The sequence below is a fragment of the Rhodoferax koreense genome, from assembly GCF_001955695.1.
GTDB classification, from domain to species: domain Bacteria; phylum Pseudomonadota; class Gammaproteobacteria; order Burkholderiales; family Burkholderiaceae_C; genus Rhodoferax_B; species Rhodoferax_B koreensis.
This window is the reverse complement of record NZ_CP019236.1, coordinates 2372718-2390482: the sequence shown is the minus strand read 5'-3', so window position 1 is coordinate 2390482 and position 17765 is coordinate 2372718. Positions and strand designations below refer to the sequence as shown.

16 protein-coding genes are annotated in these 17765 nt (G+C 69.2%); 7 read left to right on the top strand and 9 right to left on the bottom strand.

The annotated features are described in order from the left end of the window. Positions 1-164 precede the first annotated feature (164 nt). From RD110_RS11305 to RD110_RS11285, 5 genes are all read left to right on the top strand, one after another. Positions 165-932, top strand: a complete 768-nt coding sequence (locus tag RD110_RS11305) for an ABC transporter substrate-binding protein (protein ID WP_076199508.1) — start codon at positions 165-167, stop codon at positions 930-932. A gap of 124 nt (positions 933-1056) precedes the next feature. Beyond that, complete coding sequence (locus tag RD110_RS11300) at positions 1057-1743, top strand: ABC transporter permease (RefSeq protein WP_076199506.1); 687 nt, start codon at positions 1057-1059, stop codon at positions 1741-1743. An 85-nt stretch (positions 1744-1828) separates the two neighbouring features. Next, complete coding sequence (locus RD110_RS11295) at positions 1829-2542, top strand: ABC transporter permease (RefSeq protein ID WP_076199504.1); 714 nt, start codon at positions 1829-1831, stop codon at positions 2540-2542. 29 nt (positions 2543-2571) lie between these two features. Continuing rightward, complete coding sequence (locus tag RD110_RS11290) at positions 2572-3699, top strand: succinylglutamate desuccinylase/aspartoacylase family protein (RefSeq protein WP_076199502.1); 1128 nt, start codon at positions 2572-2574, stop codon at positions 3697-3699. Positions 3700-3754: 55 nt separating this feature from the next. Next, complete coding sequence (locus tag RD110_RS11285; protein WP_076204816.1) at positions 3755-4531, top strand: ABC transporter ATP-binding protein; 777 nt, start codon at positions 3755-3757, stop codon at positions 4529-4531. Between the two features lie 3 nt (positions 4532-4534). Here the strand turns inward: RD110_RS11285 and RD110_RS11280 are convergent, their stop codons facing one another. Continuing rightward, a complete protein-coding gene (locus RD110_RS11280) occupies positions 4535-6103 on the bottom strand; it encodes a cobyric acid synthase (protein ID WP_076199500.1) in 1569 nt (522 codons plus the stop codon). 268 nt (positions 6104-6371) lie between these two features. On the opposite strand from RD110_RS11280, the gene RD110_RS11275 reads away from it, so the two are divergent. Together RD110_RS11275 and RD110_RS11270 are read left to right on the top strand one after the other, a co-directional pair. Next, positions 6372-8975 (top strand): EAL domain-containing protein, encoded by a 2604-nt coding sequence (locus tag RD110_RS11275; RefSeq protein ID WP_076199498.1) that lies wholly within the window; start codon positions 6372-6374, stop codon positions 8973-8975. Further along, positions 8972-10498, top strand: coding sequence for a diguanylate cyclase (locus RD110_RS11270; protein ID WP_076199496.1), 1527 nt, complete (start codon positions 8972-8974; stop codon positions 10496-10498). The genes RD110_RS11275 and RD110_RS11270 overlap by 4 nt, the downstream gene beginning before the upstream one ends. On the opposite strand, the gene RD110_RS11265 is transcribed toward RD110_RS11270, so the two are convergent. The 8 genes from RD110_RS11265 to RD110_RS11230 are packed head-to-tail and all read right to left on the bottom strand — an operon-like array spanning position 10437 to position 17764. Beyond that, positions 10437-11525: an aminotransferase class I/II-fold pyridoxal phosphate-dependent enzyme gene (locus tag RD110_RS11265; RefSeq protein ID WP_076199494.1), complete on the bottom strand. Its 1089-nt coding sequence runs from the start codon at positions 11523-11525 to the stop codon at positions 10437-10439. The two genes, RD110_RS11270 and RD110_RS11265, sit on opposite strands and share 62 nt — an antisense overlap. Before the next feature lie 16 nt (positions 11526-11541). Further along, a complete protein-coding gene (gene cbiB, locus RD110_RS11260; RefSeq protein ID WP_076199492.1) occupies positions 11542-12522 on the bottom strand; it encodes an adenosylcobinamide-phosphate synthase CbiB in 981 nt (326 codons plus the stop codon). Then, the gene (cobO, locus tag RD110_RS11255; protein ID WP_076199491.1) at positions 12522-13091 is read right to left on the bottom strand and encodes a cob(I)yrinic acid a,c-diamide adenosyltransferase; all 570 of its coding nucleotides are present in this window, start codon (positions 13089-13091) and stop codon (positions 12522-12524) included. Before cobO ends, cbiB begins: the two co-directional genes overlap by 1 nt. A gap of 7 nt (positions 13092-13098) precedes the next feature. Beyond that, positions 13099-13905 (bottom strand): ABC transporter ATP-binding protein, encoded by an 807-nt coding sequence (locus tag RD110_RS11250; protein WP_076199489.1) that lies wholly within the window; start codon positions 13903-13905, stop codon positions 13099-13101. Then, positions 13902-14939, bottom strand: a complete 1038-nt coding sequence (locus RD110_RS11245) for a FecCD family ABC transporter permease (protein ID WP_076199487.1) — start codon at positions 14937-14939, stop codon at positions 13902-13904. Before RD110_RS11245 ends, RD110_RS11250 begins: the two co-directional genes overlap by 4 nt. 2 nt (positions 14940-14941) lie before the next feature. After that, complete coding sequence (locus RD110_RS11240; protein WP_076204814.1) at positions 14942-15772, bottom strand: ABC transporter substrate-binding protein; 831 nt, start codon at positions 15770-15772, stop codon at positions 14942-14944. A 47-nt stretch (positions 15773-15819) separates the two neighbouring features. Then, positions 15820-16398 carry a bifunctional adenosylcobinamide kinase/adenosylcobinamide-phosphate guanylyltransferase gene (locus RD110_RS11235; RefSeq protein WP_076199485.1) on the bottom strand — a complete coding sequence of 193 codons (579 nt, stop codon included), beginning with the start codon at positions 16396-16398 and terminating at the stop codon, positions 15820-15822. Continuing rightward, positions 16391-17764, bottom strand: coding sequence for a cobyrinic acid a,c-diamide synthase CobB (locus RD110_RS11230; RefSeq protein ID WP_076199483.1), 1374 nt, complete (start codon positions 17762-17764; stop codon positions 16391-16393). The genes RD110_RS11235 and RD110_RS11230 overlap by 8 nt, the downstream gene beginning before the upstream one ends. Position 17765 lies beyond the last annotated feature (1 nt).

Genomic DNA, 17765 nt, shown 5'->3' with positions numbered 1-17765 from the left:
GCAATTATGAACGGCCGTGCCGCGCAAATGCCTTGCCTCAGACGATCCGACTAGGGCAAACACTTCCGGGAGCCACGCGCTGAAACACTAGAATCTGGCCACCTTCACTCTTGGTATACAAACTCGCATTTCTGCTGTATGCAGTCATTGCCTCAAGGAGCTCTATGAAAAAACTGATTTTGACGCTGGCGCTGACCGCCTTGACCGCCTCCGCCTTCGCCCAGGGCAAGGAACTCAAAGTCGCCATCGACCCGACCTACGAACCTTTCACCTTCAAGACCGCCGACGGCAAGCCCACCGGCTTCGACGTGGACATCGCCAACGCACTGTGCGAGCAAATCAAGCGCAAGTGCGTGTTCGTCGAACAGGTCTGGGACAGCATGATCCCCGGCCTGCAGGCGAAGAAGTACGACGCCATCATCAGCTCGATGTCGATCACCGAAGACCGCCTGAAGGTGGTGGACTTCACGGACAAGTACTACAACACGCCGAGCAAGATCGTCGTCAAGAACGACATCAAGTTCACCGACGTGAACTCGCTCAAGGGCAAGAAGATCGGCGTGCTCAAGGGCAGCACCCAGGAGAAATACGCCAATGGCGAGTTGAAGAAGGTCGGCGTCATCGTCACGCCCTATGAAGCCCAGGACCAGGTCTACCTCGACATCAAGGCCGGCCGCCTGGACGGCACCGTGGCCGACATCATCGAAGTCACCGGCGGCTTCCTGAGCAAGCCCGAAGGCAAGGACTACGTCGCGGTGGGCCCCGAACTGTTCATCCCCAAGTATTTCGGCGGCGGTGCCGGCGTGGCCATCCGCAAGGGCGACAAGGCCCTGAAGGACGAACTCAACGGCGCCATCAAGGCCATCCGCGCCAACGGCACCTACAAGACGCTGAACGACAAGTACTTCAAGATCGACGTCTACGGCAAATAAGCCGGGAGGCAAAGAAGGGGCCCGGCGGGTCCCTTCTGCTTCGCGAGAGATCGCGAGATCTCTCACCTCCTGACACCGCTTCGACACCTTCAATGCGTTCTTCCACGCAACCGGTAGCCTTCCCTTGACTGCATATTACTGGTCGATCCTGTACGGCGCATTGCTGACGATCGGCGTGTCGCTGGCCGCACTCGTGGTGTCGGTCGTGCTGGGCATGATCGGCGCACTCGCCAAGCTGTCCGACCGCGCCGTCTTCCGCGTGCCGGCCACGCTCTACACCACCGTCATCCGCGGCATCCCCGACCTGGTGCTGATGCTGCTGGTCTACTACGGCGGCACCATCGGCGTGAACAACCTGCTGGAGTTGGCCGGCAGCGAGGCCACGCTCGACCTGAACCCCTTCTTCGCCGGCGTGTTCACGCTCGGCTTCATCTACGGTGCCTACATGACCGAGACCTTCCGCGGCGCCATGCTGGCCATACCGCACGGGCAGATGGAAGCCGCCGCGGCCTACGGCATGTCGCCGCGCCAGGTGTTCCTGCGCATCACCGCGCCGCAGATGTTGCGCTACGCCCTGCCCGGCTTCACCAACAACTGGCTGGTGCTGATCAAGGCCACCGCGCTGGTGAGCCTGATCGGCCTGCAGGAAATGACCTATCTCGCCAAGCAGGCCAGCGCCGCCACGCGTTCGCCCTTCGCCTTTTTCCTGTTCACGGCCGGGCTGTTCCTGGTCTACACCTGGGTTTCGCTGATCGTGCTGCGCCGCCTGAACGCGCGCTACAGCCTCGGCACCAAGAGGGTAACGCTGTGAATGCGACCCCCACGCTCATCGCTTCGCGTATCGCTGCCCCCCGAGGGGGCGCTTCAATGCCTTCGGGCGGCCGGGCGGCATTGACATGAACTGGGAAGTCATCTTCACCCCCGACGGCCTGGCCATGTACGGCGAAGGCATCCTGACCACGCTCGGGCTGCTTTTCTCCTCGCTGGCCATCGGCGCGGTGCTGGCGCTGATCTTTGCGCTGGCGCTCACCGGGCCGAGTGTGCTGCTGCAGCGCATCGTCGGCGCCTACACCTTCGTGATCCGCGGCACGCCGCTCTTGATCCAGGTCTATCTCATCTACTACGGCCTGGCCCAGCTCGAATGGATCCAGGCGCGCTGGGACACCATCTGGCCCTGGACGCATTTCAAGGAGCCGTTCTTCTGCGCGCTGCTGGCCTTCAGCCTGAACACCGCCGGCTACACCGCCGAGATGCTAGCCGGCTCGATCCGCGAAACCCATGCCGGCGAAATCGAGGCCGCGCAGTCCTTCGGCATGAGCCGCGTGCAGATCATGTTGCGCGTGATCCTGCCCAGCGCCATGCGCCGCACGCTGCCGGCCTACAGCAACGAGGTGGTGATGATGCTGCAAAGCACCAGCCTGGCCAGTGCGGTGCCGGGCCTGCTCGACGTCACCGCCGCGGCCAGCCGCATCTATTCCGATTTCTACCTGCCTTTCGAGGCCTACCTGGCGGCCGCCGCCATCTACCTGGTGGCCACCTTCTGCCTGATCGGCTTCTTCCGCCTCGCGGAACGCCACTTCCTCGGCTACCTCGGTCCGCGCAAAGGCTGAGGCGCCGCTTTCACGCCCGACAACACACCATGCAGCGCATCGATCACCCTCTTCTGAGCCAGAGCCTGGGCAGCCAGAAGACCCTCACCAGTTTCCACTTCGGCCAGGCTGGCGCCCAGCCCAAGGTCTACCTCCAGGCCAGCCTGCATGCCGACGAGATCCCCGGCATGATGGCCGCCCACCACTTGCGTGCCTTGCTCGAAAAGGCCGATGCCGCGCAGCAGATCCAGGGCGAGGTGGTGCTGGTGCCGGTGGCCAACCCGATCGGCCTGGCGCAGCAACTCGACCACAAGCCCATGGGCCGCTTCGAGCTGGCCACCTCGGAAAACTTCAACCGCCACTACCCCGACTTGTGTGCCGCAGTGCTCCCCAAGGTGCGCGGCAAGCTCGGGCAGGACCCCGCGCAGAACGTGACGACCGTGCGCCAGGCCGTGGCCGAATACCTGCAGGCATGGCAGCCGAAGACCGAACTCGCCAGCCTGCGCAAGCGCCTGGTCAGCCTGTCCTTCGATGCCGACGTGGTGCTTGACCTGCATTGCGACTTCGAAGCGGCGCTGCACCTCTACACCGAAACGCCCTGCTGGCCGAAGATCGAACCCCTGGCCCGGCTGCTCGGCGCCGAGGCCGTGCTGCTGGCCAAGAATTCCGGGGGCCTGTCATTCGACGAAGGCCTCTCCGGCCACTGGTGGCAACTCGCCGAAGCGCTGGCAGACGAATTGCCCGAAGGCGCCCTGCCCCAGGCCACGGCCAGCGCCACCATCGAGTTGCGCGGCGAGGCCGACGTCACGCATGCGCTCGGCCAGAAGGACGCCCTGGCCTTGTTCGGCTATCTGCAGCACCTGGGCGTGGTCCAAGGCCCGGCGCCCACGATGCCGGCCCTGCCGTGCGCGGCGACACCGCTTTCCGGCTCGCAAACGGTGGAGACGCCCGTGCCGGGCATCGTGGTGTTCACTGCCGCCGTGGGCCAGCGGCTGGCGGTCGGCGACACGGTGGCCGAAGTCATCGACCCGATCAACAACACCGTGCACCTGGCCCGTGCGGAAGTGGCCGGCGTGCTGTACGCGCGCATTGCCCGGCGCTACGTGATGGCCGGCGAGAAACTCGGCAACATCGCCGGCAGCGTGCCCTTCCGCACCGGCAACCTGCTCAGCGCATGAGGCCATGCCCACCATGCCGACCTCCACCGCACCGACCGCACCGCCTCTGCCCGCCATGAACACCTCCGACCTGAAACTGCTCGCGGACAACATCCACAAACGCTTCGGCGCCAACGAGGTGCTCAAGGGCGTGTCGCTGCAGGCCCATGCGGGCGACGTGATCAGCATCATCGGCAGCTCGGGCTCGGGCAAGAGCACCTTCCTGCGCTGCCTGAACCTGCTCGAAAAGCCCAACCAGGGCCGCATCGTCGTGGCTGGCGAGGAGCTGCAGCTCACGCCGGGCAAGAACGGTGAACTCGTGCCGGTCGATGCGCGCCAATTGCAGCGCCTGCGCACCAAGCTGGCCATGGTGTTCCAGCATTTCAACCTGTGGGCGCACATGACGGTGCTGCAGAACATCATCGAGGCGCCGATGCACGTGCTGGGCATTGGCCGCGAGGAAGCCGTCGCCCGCGCGCGCAAGTACCTGGCGCTGGTCGACCTGAAGCAGAAGGAAGACGCCTATCCCGCCCATATGAGCGGCGGCCAACAGCAGCGCGTGGCCATCGCCCGTGCGCTGGCCATGGAGCCCGAGGTGATGTTGTTCGACGAACCCACCAGTGCACTGGACCCGGAACTCGTCTCCGAGGTGCTGAAGGTGATGCGCACGCTGGCGCTCGAAGGCCGCACCATGGTGGTGGTCACCCACGAAATGGGTTTCGCCCGCGAGGTGGCCAACCACCTGATCTTCCTGCACAAGGGCCTGATCGAGGAACAAGGCGTGCCGGCCGAGGTGCTGTCGCGGCCCAAGAGCGAACGGCTGGGGCAGTTCCTCTCGGGCAACCTGAAGTAGCGCCTAGGCGATCAGCGCCTGGAGCACACCCGGCGCGAAGTGCCGCTCCACATAGTCGGCCAGGCCGTCGAACACGGCGTCCAGCGTCGGCACCTGCCGACCGAACAGCGCCTGCAGCGCGGCCGGATCTTCGAACAGGCCGTGCAGGTACAGCCCCAGCACATTGCCGGCCGCATTACGCCAGGCCAGGCCATCTGGCATGGCGGCCACCGCCACGTCGCCGGCCCTGGCCATCGCCGCGTGCTGCTGCGTCTGGCCGTGGTGAATCTCATAACCGGCCACACGGACACCGGCCAGCCTGGCCCAGGGGGACCCGGGTGCCATCTGCGCCAGGTCGACCTCGAAGCGGGCCTCTGTGCGCCGCACGGTCTTCTCGCGTTCGAACTGCGTGACCAGAGGCAGCAGGCCCAGGCCGGGCGCATTGCCGTCGATGCCGTGCGTGTCGATCATGGCCTCGCCCAGCATCTGCAGGCCGCCGCAGACGCCGAGTACCGCGCCGCCCCGGGCGGCATGCGCACAGATGGCGCGGTCCAGCCCCTGCGCGCGCAGCCAGGCCAGGTCGCCGCTCGTGTGTTTCGAGCCGGGTAGCACCACCCAATCGGCACCGGCCAGCTCGGCCGGACTGCGCACCCATTTCAGCGCCACGCCGGGGACGTTCTTCAAGGGCTGGAATTCGTCGAGGTTGCTGATGCGCGGGTAGGCGACCACAGCCACGCTGGTGTGCAGCGCGGCACCGCCGTGGCCGGCCGTGCGATCGTCGAAGACGCCATCTTCCTCGGGCAGGCCATGCTGCCACCACATCGGCAGCGTGGCGACCGTGGGCACGCCCGTCAGGTCCTGCAGCATCTGCGGTGCAGGGGCGAGCAGCGCCGCATCGCCGCGGAACTTGTTGAGCACGAAGCCGCGGATCAGCGCACGCTCCTCCTGCGGCAGCAACGCCCAGGTGCCATACAGGTGCGCGAAGGCGCCGCCGCGGTCGATGTCGCTGACCAGCAGGCACCGCGCCCGGGCATGCAAGGCCACGCGCATGTTGACGATGTCGCTCGCATGCAGGTTGATCTCGGCCGGTGAACCCGCGCCCTCGATCACCACCACGTCGTGCTCGGCGATCAGTGCGTCGAGCGATGCCGCGATCGTCGGCCACACCTGGGCGCTGCGTTCGCGCCAGGCCATGCCCGTGAGCTCGGCGCTGACCCGGCCCAGCAGCACCACCTGGCTGTGCGTATCGCGCTCGGGCTTGAGCAACAGCGGATTCATCCGCACCGTGGGCGGCACCCGTGCGGCCAGGGCCTGGAAATATTGGGCGCTGCCGATTTCCGCCCCCACGTTCGCCCACTGCGTTGCGCTTCCTGCCCCCCGAGGGGGCTGCGCTTCGCCTTGGGACGGCCCGGCGGCGAAACCTTCGCCGCCATCTTCAAAGGCCACGACCCTGGCGTTGTTGCTCATGTTCTGCGCCTTGAACGGCGCCACGCGCAGGCCCTGGCGCGCGTACCAGCGGCACAGCGCCGTAGTGAGCCAGCTTTTGCCCGCGCCGCTGGTCGTGCCCAGCACCATCACGCAGACCGCGCTCATGGGCAACCACCGGGCCAGGGCGTCGTGGCACGGCCGGGTGAAACGGCCAAGTCATCGGAAGAAGATGGCCACGCAGGGCATGTTCGCGAAGGGATATCGGGATGGGGCATGCACCGAGCTTAGCGCGGCCGCCAGCCCTAGGGGAACACCCGCCCCAGGGCCGAGAGAAAACGCACACAATCGCGTTGGCAGCCATCCACACCGTTCGGCTTACACTTCGATACAGGCTACGCTTCATCGGGTCAAGGCAAGAACCAGGGGAATTTCGATGCAGGTCGTCACCCAAGCTCCGTCCGCAGGCATCGGCTTCGCCGATGCATTCGAACAGTTGGCCGACGCGGTCGTCGTGCTGGACGCGTGGCACACCGTCCGCTTCTTCAACGCCGCCGCCGAACGCCTGTGGGGCCTGTCCCGTGGCGAAGTGCTGGGCCGCCACGCGCGGCTGCTGCTGCCATCCGCGCTGCGGCAGGAGGATGGCTGCGATCTGGAGCGGCTGCTCGTGCGGAACCTGGCGCTCGATATCCAGCGCAGCGACGGCACCCTGCGGCAGGTGCTGTTCTCGATGACGCGTTCCGGCCCGCCCGAAGCCCCGCACTACACCGCGCTGGTCAAGGACGTCACGCAAGCCCGACTGAAGAACCACCCCATGCTGCAGATGGCGCGAGCCATCGACGCCAGCGACAACGCCATCATCGTGGCTGACCCAAACGGCAAGGTGGTGGCCATCAACGGTGGCGTGACCCGCATGCTGGGCTTCGACCTGGCCGACATGGTCGGGCGGCGCCCGGACCAGATACTCGCCGGGCCCCATACCGATCCGCACACGCTGAAGCTGCTGCGGGCCAACCTGCAATCCTATGTCGTAGCGCGCCAGGGGCTGGGCACCGAGCTGCTGATCTACACCAAGGCGTCGAAGCCGCTGTGGGTATCGGTGACGATGAACCCGGTGTTCGACGAAGCCGGGCAGCTGGTCAACGTGCTCGGCGTGCTCGCCGACATCACCTTCACCAAGATGCACGAGGTGCTGCAGAACAAGGTGCTGGCGGCCATGGTGCGCGAGGTGCCGGTGCGCGACGTCATGACGCTGCTGTGCCGCGAAGTCGAACGCATCGCGCCGGAGGTGATCGCCACGGTGCTGGCCATCGACGCGGAAAACCGCGTACGCCCGCTGGCCGCTCCCGGCCTGCCCGAATACGTGTCCCAGGCGCTGGATGGTGTCGCCATCGGGCCGAATGCGGGCTCCTGCGGCACGGCGGCCTGGCGCGGCGAAGCGGTGGCCGTGACCGACATCGCCACCGACCCGCTGTGGACCGACTACAAGGCGCTGATCCTGCCGCTCGGCTTGAAGGCCTGCTGGTCGAGCCCGATCCGCAGCGGCAGCGGCCAGGTGATGGGCACCTTTGCCTTCTATTTCCGGGAAAACCGCGGCCCCGACGCCTTCCACCTGCGCCTGGTGGATGTATGCGTGCACCTGTGCGCGCTGATGCTGGAGCGCGAGAAGGTGCGCACCCACATCCACAAACTGGTGTTTTTCGATACGCTGACCGGCCTGCCCAACCGCGCCACCCTGCATGCCAAGGCCGAGCGCGCGATCTACGAGGCCTCGCGCAGCGGCGCACCGCTGGCCCTGCTGCACCTGGACGTGGACCGCTTCAAGCAGATCAACGACAAGCACGGCCATGCGGTGGGGGATGCGCTGCTGCGTGAACTGGCGCGCCGCTTCAAGGAAATCGCGCGCGAGACGGACACCGTCGGCCGGCTGGGCAGCGACGAATTCGCGTTGCTGCTGCCGCATTGCAGCGCGCAGCAGGCCGCCAGCGTGGCCGAGCGGCTGTGCGAGGCCGCGCGGGAGCCGGTGCATGCGCTCGGCGCCGTCCTGCAGGCCGGTGCCAGCCTGGGCATCGCCATCTCGCCCGATGACGGCAGCGACGTGGACACCCTGATGCGGCACGCCGACACGGCCATGTACCAGGCCAAGACCAGCGGCAGAAGCGGTGCGAACGGTGGCGAAAACCGTGGCGCCAAGCAGGGCGACAGGAGCGGGCAAAGGAGCAGCTTTCGCTTCTTCAGCGCCGAGATGAACCGCGCCGCGGAAGAACGCGCCATGCTCGAGGCCGACCTGAAACTTGCGCTTCGCCACAACGGCCTGGCCCTGCACTACCAGCCCCAAGTCGATGCGGCGGGCCAGAAACTCCTCGGCCTGGAGGCCTTGCTGCGGTGGCAACATGCCAGCCTCGGCGCGGTGCCACCGACCCGGTTCGTGGCGCTGGCCGAGGAATGCGGGCTGATCGACGAACTCGGCCTCTGGGTGCTCGGACAGGCCTGCGGCCAACTTGCCGACTGGCGCCGGCGCGGCGTGCCCATACCGGGCATCGCCGTCAACCTGTCGGCGAGCAATTTCCAGAACGCCGAACTGCCGGCCCACGTGGCGCGGCTGCTGCAACAGCATGGGCTCGCGCCCCGCGACCTCACGCTGGAGATGACCGAGAGCGTGATGCTGGCGCCGGACCCGGCTGTGCTGGCCGGCATCCATGCCATCCACGCCCAGGGCGTGCACCTTTCGATGGACGATTTCGGCACCGGCTATTCGAGCCTGAGCTACCTGCACCGCCTGCCGATCAGCGAACTCAAGCTGGACCGCAGCTTCGTCCAGGACCTGGCGCACAGCGAGACCGCGCGCGCGTTGACCACCTCGGTGCTGCGCATCGGCGAAAGCCTGGCCTTGAACGTGGTGGCCGAAGGCGTGGAGACCGAAGCCCAGCGCCGCTTCCTCGCCGAGCGCGGCTGCCCCGCGCTGCAAGGCTACCTGTTTGCCCGGCCGCTACCGGCGGCCGATCTCGAAAACTGGGTCTTCGAACTGTCATCACGGTGAAACGCCAGCGCCAACGCTCCCACAACTTCGCACGGGCCAGCTATGGCCCGCGGGTGGTCGGGCTGGGTCTGGGCCTGCTCTCGGTGGCGGGCGTGCTCGCCACGCGCGAGACCCCATGGTGGGTCTGGGCCGGGCCGTTGTTGCACGGCCTGGTGTGGCCGCATCTGGCCTGGCTCTGGTCGCGGCACTGCACCGACAGCGTGCGCGCCGAGCGCCGCAACCTCGTCATCGACCACTTCTTCGGCGGCGTCTGGATCGCCACGATGGCTTTCAACGCCCTGCCCAGCGTCCTGATGCTCACGTTGATGGGCATGGACAGCATGATCGCCGGCGGCTGGCGCCAGTTTGCGCGCGGCATGCTGGCCCATGCGGCTGGTATGGCCGCCGGCATGCTGGTGTATGGCGCGCATTGGGCGCCCGAGTCGGACATGGTGCAGGTGCTGGCCTGCCTGCCGCTGTTGCTGCTGCACCCGATCTCGGTCGGCCAGATCACCTACCGCGCACTCACCAAGCTCAAGCGCCAGCGCGAGGAGCTGGCCCACCTGAGTCAGCACGACGGCCTGACCGGCCTCTACAACCGGCGCCACTGGGAACACATGGCGAGGATCGAATTCGCGCGGTTTCGCCGCTCGGGCGAAATCGCCACCCTGGTGCTGGTCGACCTCGACCACTTCAAGCGCGTCAACGACACGCTGGGCCATGCGGCGGGCGACACGGTGCTGCGTGGCTTCGCCGAACGCCTGCAGCAGACCCTGCGCAAGACCGACACACCGGGCCGTTACGGCGGCGAGGAATTCGGCATCCTGCTGCCCCATACCGGCCCGCGCGAGGCCAGCGAGCTGATGCAGCGCCTGCAGGCCGGCCTCAGCACCGATCCGCTGCTGCCGCAACGCGTGGTCACCGCCAGCTTCGGCGTGGCCGCGCTGACGCGGGACCTGCCCAACCACGAGGCCTGGATGCGGCTGGCCGACCAGATGCTGTACCGCGCCAAGGACCGCGGCCGCGACTGCGTGGTCACCGCCGGCGACAGCCGCCCCTCGCCGCTCGCGCCGGACGGCTCGCCCGCGCTGCGCCTGCGCGAGGACGCTTCGGTGATGCGGCGGGTGCTCGCCGGGCTGAACCTGGGCGACATCGGCGCCGCGCTGTTCGACCCTTCGGACCGGCTGGTCTGGGCCAACGCCATCTTCCTGAAACTGTATGACGTCTCCGCAGAGGCGCGCAGCTTCGCCGAGATCATGCGCCACTGCCATCGCCGGCAGGTGGGCCCGCGCATCGATGCCGAGGACATCGACGTCTGGCTCGCGGCCGCCGACGCCAAGCGGCGCAGCCGACCGCGCCGCAGCTTCAGCATCGACATGCTCGACGGCCGGTATTTCCGCGTGGAGGAGATGTCCTTCGACGACGGCTGGCTGCTCGACCTGTGGACCGAAATCAGTGCCGAGCAGGCACGTCTGACCGGGCTTACGCCGGTCTTGCCGGTGCCGCCGGTGGATGGCCCGCCGATCCCGCCGGCAACAGCGTAGCGTCCCATTGGCGCACCGCGCCCGCGAGCGCGTCCTGGCTCGCGGGCGGCAGCACTCCGAGCCGGAACTGGCCCGGCAGGCCGAACGAAGCCGTGTCGCGCAGCTTGATTTCGCGCTCGCGCAGGAAGCGCAGCAGCGCGCCGGCCGTCTGCGGCGATGCCGGCCGCGCCAGATGGAAGTTTGCATGGCTGGGCCGGCAGATCCAACCCATGGCTTCGCACAGCGCCACCTGGCGCAGTTTCCAGTCGCGCAGCGTGACCAGGCTGTCGGCCAGCCAGGCCTGCACGCCAGGCATGGTCCAGGCCTGCAGCAGGGCCGCACCGTGGGCCCCGACCGGCCAGCTCGGGCACAGCTGCTCCAGCGCTTGCACGGCATCTTCCGCGTCGTGCGGCGCGATCGCATAGGCGGCGCGTACGCCGGTCAGCCCCAGGGCCTTGTTCGGGGACCACAGCTGCCAGACGCGGTTCAGCCGCTCCAGCGGCAGGCCCAACGCACCGCTCAGGCGCAGCGGCTCGTAGGCGCGGTCCAGCACGCACACGGATTCGCCCAGGCCGATGGCCTCCATCTCGGGCTCGTCCTGGCCCAGCGGACTCGAAGGGTCGCAGGCCCAGAGCAGCTGGGCCTGGGCCGGCAGGGCCACGGACCGCAGCTGCCAGGCATGCGCCGCCTCGGCGTAGTCGCCGTAGCCGTGCCGCGGCAGCCAGACGCGGCGCCCGCCCTGCTGCACCACCCAGGCCGTCAGGCGGTAGATGAATTCGCTCGCACTGCCGGCCAGCAGCACCCGGCGCGCGGGCACGCGGTGCCAGGAGGCGAGCCGCTCGCGCAGGTCCGTGTAGAGCGGATCGGGGTAGTGGGCCGCGTCGGCAGCCCGCACCGCAGCCGCCGCCTCGGGGCAAGGCCCGCAGGCATTGCTGTTGGTCGAGAAATCGTGGGCCGCTGCGCCGCGCGCATCCGGCCCGCCATGCACCCGCGCGGGCTCGTACGTCCATGCATGCCGCTGAGTACGGCCAGTAGTGCTGACCGTCATGGCCGTGGTGTCTCTGTCATGTTGTTGTCGGAAGCATCAGAATCATCGCCGCACTGGAAAGCAAGACGTAAGCCAGCACCACGCGGCGGCACAGGGCCACGGCGCGCAAGGTATCGGCCGACCCGGGCGCACGGCCCCCGGCGTTGAGCGCATAGACGCCCGGCTTGCCTAGCCGCACGCCCAGCGCCAGCGCCATCGCCGCCATCGGCCAGCCGCTGTTGGGCGATGGCGTGTGCGCCGCTTCGGTGCGCAAGCCGCGCCATGGCGGCCGGCCGGCCAGCAGCAGCATCAGCACGCCGGCGAACCGGGCCGGCAGCCACGACAGCACATCGTCGGCCCGCGCGGCCCACTTGCCCGCCCATTCCCACACCCGGCCGCCACGTTCGCCGCGGTAGCCCCACATCGCATCGGCGGTGTTGGCGAAACGGTAGACGGCCGCGCCCGGCAACCCGCACAGCACGAACCAGAAGATCGGCGCCACCACCGAGTCATTGAGGTTCTCGGCCAGCGACTCGATCGCCGACTCCCGCACGGCGGCGGCGTCGAGTTGCGTCACGTCGCGGCTCACCAGGTGGCGCAGCCGCGCGCGGCCGGCGTCCAGCGATTCGGCCAACGCGGCTTCGACGGCCAGCACCTCGACGCGCAGCATGCGCCAGGCCAGCATGGGTTTGAGCACCAGGCCGAGCAGCAGGGCGGCGAACAGGGCGGGTGCCTGCAGCGCAAGGCTTTGCCAGGCCCAGGCAACACCAAAAACAATAGCAGCACCCGCAAGCCAGAAAAGCGCTCCGGCCATGAAATGCTTCAAATCTCGCTTGGGTGCGACGGCGTCGCTGGTTGGCGCGGCAAGCCGGCCCGCCCAGCCCAGGTAGCGGCCGATCCAGACCACGGGATGCAGCCGCGCCGGCGGCTCGCCAAACAGCATGTCGACCGCCATCGCGATCCACAACGCCGCGATGGCGACCCCGGCCGCCACGCCCTCTCCCCAGGCCGGGAACATCAGTCCTCGATGCCGCGCTGCGCGGGAATGCCGGCGTTGAAGGCGTGCTTGATCTTGGTCATTTCCGTGACCGTGTCGGCCATCTCCACGATCTCGGCCGGGCAGCGCCGGCCGGTGAGCATCACGTGCACGTGCTTCGGGCGATCGCGCAGCGTCTGCAGCACTTCGTCGAGCGCCAGCCAGCCGTAGATCAGCGGGTAGGTGATCTCGTCGAGCACCACCAGGAAGAACTCGCCCGACAAGATCGCCGCCCTCGCCTGCTGCCAGCCGTCGCGCGCGAGCTGGCCCGACTGTTCGAGGTCCTGGCTCTTCCAGCTGAACCCGTCGCCCAGGCCGATGATCGGCAGGCCGAGCTGCTCGAACATGCGGTGTTCGCCGAAGCGCGCGGTCGGCACCTTCATGAACTGGTAGATGCGCACCGGTTTGCCACGGCCGTGCGCGCGCAGCGCCAGGCCGAAGGCGGCGGTGCTCTTGCCCTTGCCCTCGCCGGTGTTGACGAGGATCAGGCCGCGGCGCTCGCCCTCGGGTTTCTCGTAGGGTTTGACGGTGGGTGGGGTCTCGATCTGCATGCGGATTTCAGGTAGGAGAGGAAAGAGGGGACATGGGCGAAACGAGGTGCGGCAAGGCCAGCCACTGGTCCTGCACGCGGTGTACCCGGATGCGCTGGTCGAACACCGCCTCGAGCGCGCGATGGGTGGCCGCGTCGCCGCACAGGCCCTGGTGCGTGATGCGGCCACCGGCCATCACCACCAGTTCGTCGGCGTGCAGCGCCACCGAGATCTCGTGCAGCACGCTAACCACGGTGGTGCCGCCGGCCACCAGCCGGCGCACGAGTTCCAACCAGTCGGCCTGGTGCGGTGGATCGAGGTTGGCCAGCGGCTCGTCCATCAGCAGCACCGGGGCCTGCACGGCCAGCACGCGGGCCAGCAGCACGCGCTGGCGTTCGCCGCCCGACAGCTGGCCCAACACACGATCGCGCCATGCCCAGGCCTGCGTGTCGCGCAGCGCCTGCTGCACTGCGGCATGGTCGGCCGCATTCGGTGCGGCCAGCCAGGCCTGGTGCGGCAAGCGGCCGAGCATGGCGACGTCGTACACACTCAGGTCTTCGGCCGAGCCTTCGTTCTGGCCGAGCCAGGCCATCTGCCGGGCGCGCTGGCGCGCAGGCAGATCGGCGAGAGACTGGCCCAGCAGATGCACGCTGCCGCCATGGTGGTCCCGGGGCAGCAGGCCCGCCAACGCCTTGAGCAGCGTCGACTTGCCCGCGCCGTTCGGGCCGACCACGCTGGTCCAGCGGCCGCGCGGCAGCGCCAGGTCGATGCCGTGCAGCACCTCGGCCTGGCCCAGCCGCGCGGTCAGGCCCCGCGCCTGCAGTGCGATCTTCATCGCGTGCCCCCGACCAGGCCACGCCGGTGCATCAGCCAGAGCAGGTAGCCGCCGCCGATCAGCGCGGTGAGCACGCCCACCGGCAGCTCCTGCGGCGCCAGCAGCCAGCGCGCCAGCAGATCGGCCAGCATCAGCAGTGCGCCGCCCATGGCTGCCGACAGCAGCAGCAGCGCGCCGTGCCTGGCGCGCACCAGCGGCCGCACCAGGTGCGGCGCGGCCAGGCCGACGAAGGCGATCAGGCCGGCGTGCGCCACCGCCGTGGCCGTGGCCAGCGCCAGCACCGCCACCAGCGCCGCGCGCAGGCCGGGCAGCATCAGGCCCAGGCTGGCCGCGGTCGACTCGCCGAGCGTGAGCCCGTCGAGCACCGGCGCGAGCAGGAAGGCAGCGACCAGGCAGATCAGCAAGACGGCCGCCATCAACGCCACCGCCTGCCAGCCGAGGAAACTCGTGCTGCCCAACGTGAAGCCCTGCATGGATTCGAGGATGCCGGGCGCGGCCACGGTGACCAGGTCCTTGGCCGCGCCGAGCACCACGCCGACGATCACGCCACCCAGCAGCAGCCGCAACGTGTGCTGCGCGCCGCGTGCCAGGGTCAGCGTGAGCATCACCGCCAGCACCGCGCCGACGAAGGCCGCCCCGGTGATGCCGAGCTGCAGCCACCAGCTTCCCGACATGGCCATGGCCTGCGGCCGGCCCATCATCAGCAAGGCCAGCGCCGCGCCGAGCGACGCGCCCGAGCCGCTGCCGAGCAGGTAGGGGTCGGCCAGTGGATTGCGGAACAGGCCCTGCGCCACCGCGCCGGCCAGACCGAGCAGCGCACCGGTGACCCACGCGCCAGCGGTGCGCGGCAGCCGGATGTCCCAGACGATCTGCCAGGCCACCGGGTCCTGCCGCATCGCCGCCAGGCTGTCCAGGCCGGTGCTGCCGATGGTGATGCCGAGCAGCAGCAGGACCAGCGCGAGCATGCCCAGGCCGGCACCGAGGCCGAGCGCGCGGCGCGTCTGTGACGGATGGACCAGGCGTGCCGCGACCATGTTCAAGGCGACTTCTCCGCCAGGCACCGCGCCATGATGCGGGCGGCCTCGGCCATGCGCGGGCCTGGGCGCACGAGGACGTCGGCCTCTTCGTTGTTGAACACGCAGATGTGCTGGCCGCGGATCGCGCGCATGCTGGCCCAGCCAGGGTACGGCGGCATGGCCTGCATGCTGCGGTTGCCGATCATGATCAGGTCCGGGTCGGCGCGCATCACGTATTCGGGATTGAGCCGCGGAAACGGCCCGAGCGCGGGCGGAATCACGTTGCGCGCGCCGAGCCGGGCCAGCGTCTCGCCGATGAACGAGGTCGAGCCCGCCGCATACGGCCCGCGGCTCACCTCGAAATACACACGCACGCCGCGCGCACGTGGCGGCAGCGACTGCGCGGCGGCCTGCACGCTGGCGTCGATCACGCGCCACAGGCGGTCCGCACCATCCGCGTCGGACACCTCGAGCAGGCGGCCCAGGGTTTCGAGCACGCGCCGCACGTCGGCGTGGCTTTTGGGTTCGAGCGCAAGCACCTTCAGGCCCAGCGCCTCGAGCCGGTCGCTGGCCCGTGAGGACGTGGCCAGCAGCACCACGTCCGGCTTGAGGGCGACGATGGCCTCGATGCCCGGATCGATGCCGCCGCCCACCTGCGGCAGGCTGCGCACGCTGGCGGGAAAGTTCGAATAACGGTCCACGCCGACGAGGCGTTGGCACTGGTTCAGGCCGCAGACGCTTTCGGTGAGCGAAGGCAGCAGGCTCACGATGCGTTGCGGCGATTGCGCGAAATGCACCTGGCGACCGCGCGCGTCGGTGATGTCGATGGCATGCGCCATGGTGGCGAGCATGGCCGTGGCGGCCAGCCACAGCCACGGCACCCAGCCGAAGCGCCGCATCATGGCGTGCCGCCCTTGAGCGCCAGCGGCAGGCCCGCGGCCATCAGGGTCACGTGGTCGCAGGCCCGGGCCATGGCCTGGTTGAGCTGCCCGAGCGCGTCGACGAAGGCGCGCACTTCGCGGCCCATGGGGATCACACCCAGACCGATCTCGTTGCTCACCAGCACCAGCGGGCCCGGTGCGGCCCGCACGGCATCGGCCAGCTGCGCGGATTCGCGGCCCGCGTCGCCGATGGCCGCGCCGGGGTCCGCCGGCATCAGCAGGTTGGTCAGCCACAGGCTCAGGCAATCGACGACCACCAGCGTGTCCGGTCGGCTCAGGCGCGTGATCGCGTGGGCCAAGGCGAGCGGTTCTTCCAACGTGGCCAGCCCCGGCGCGCGCGCGGCCCGGTCGACCCGGTGGCGCGCGATGCGTTCGGCCATCTCCGCGTCCCAGGCCTGCGCCGTGGCGACCAGCACCGCACGGTGGCCCGGCGCGGCTGCGAGCCACTGGCGTGCCGTCTCCTCGGCGCGCCGCGACTTGCCGCTTTTCTGGCCGCCGAGGATCAGTTCGCAGCGCATGGACTGTGCTTCAGGCATCGCGCATTGTGGCGCGGGCGGCGCCGAAAAAGTGAGCCACCAGCCGCGGGCTGGAAGGGAACCAGGCGTGGAAATAGCTCGCGCGCAGGCTGCCGGTCGCATACACCGCTTCGCCGTGCGCATCGCTGCCGGGCCGGGTGCTGCGTGCCATCGGGGCAAGCGGCGTTTCGCTCGTCGAATAGTGGAAGGTGTGGCCGCGTAGCACCTGGCCATCCAGTGCTAATTGCTGCTGCCCGAGCGCCGCCAGCCGCGCCTGCATGCGCACGGTGCCGGGTAGCAGGCCCCACATGGCATGGCTCGCGCCGTCCAGCGCATGGAGTGTTTCGAACAGCACCATCATGCCGCCGCATTCGGCCCAGACCGCCTGGCCGCGTGCCACGTGCCGGGCGAGATCGTCGCGCAGCGCGGTGTTGGCCGACAGCGCCGGCGCGTGCAGTTCGGGGTAGCCGCCGGGCAGCCAGACCGCGTCGCAGGGCGGCAGGCCGTCGCCGGCCAGCGGCGAGAAGAACACCAGCCGCGCGCCGAGCGCGCGCAGGCAGTCGAGGTTGGCGGCGTAGATGAAGCAGAACGCCGCATCGCGCGCCACAGCCACGGTCCGGCCACGCAACGGCTGCGCGGCCAGCGTGGTGTCCGGGGCCAGCGCCAGCGCCTGCGCGCCGAGGTCCACGTCCCAGGCGCGCAGGTCGTCACGCGTCATGCGGCCCAGCGGCGTCTCGGCCAGCGCATCGGCGGCTGCGTCGAGCCGCTCGGCGGCATCGGCGAGCTCGCCCGCGCCCACCAGGCCGAGGTGGCGTTCGGGCAGACTCAGCGCGCCGTTGCGCAGCAAGGCGCCGAGCCAGTTGGCGTCCGCACGCAGGCCGGCTTGCAGCAGCTCGGCGTGGCGCGCACCGGCCACGCGGTTGGCCAGCACACCGGCCCAGCGCAGGCCGGGCTGGAAATGCTGCAGGCCGAAGGCCAATGCGCCAAAGGTGCCGGCCATGGCCGAGGCGTCGATCACCGCCAGCACGGGCAGTGCGAAGCGCCGCGCCAGATCGGCCGCGCTGGGCGTGCCGTCGAACAGGCCCATCACGCCTTCGACGATGACCAGGTCGGCGGACCGGGCCGCAGCCCGCAGCCGGGCGGCGCAGTCGGCCTCGCCGGTCATCCACAGGTCGAGCTGGTGCACCGGTTCCGCGGCCTCGCCCGGCCTGATCGCGGCCAGGCTCAGCCAGAAAGGATCGAGAAAATCCGGTCCGCACTTGAACACCGCCACGCGCAGGCCGCGCCGCGTGTGCAGCCGCGCCAGCGCGGAGGCGACCGTGGTCTTGCCCTGGCCCGAGGCCGGCGCCGCGACGAGCACGGCCGGACAGCGCAAGGCCTCACCCATG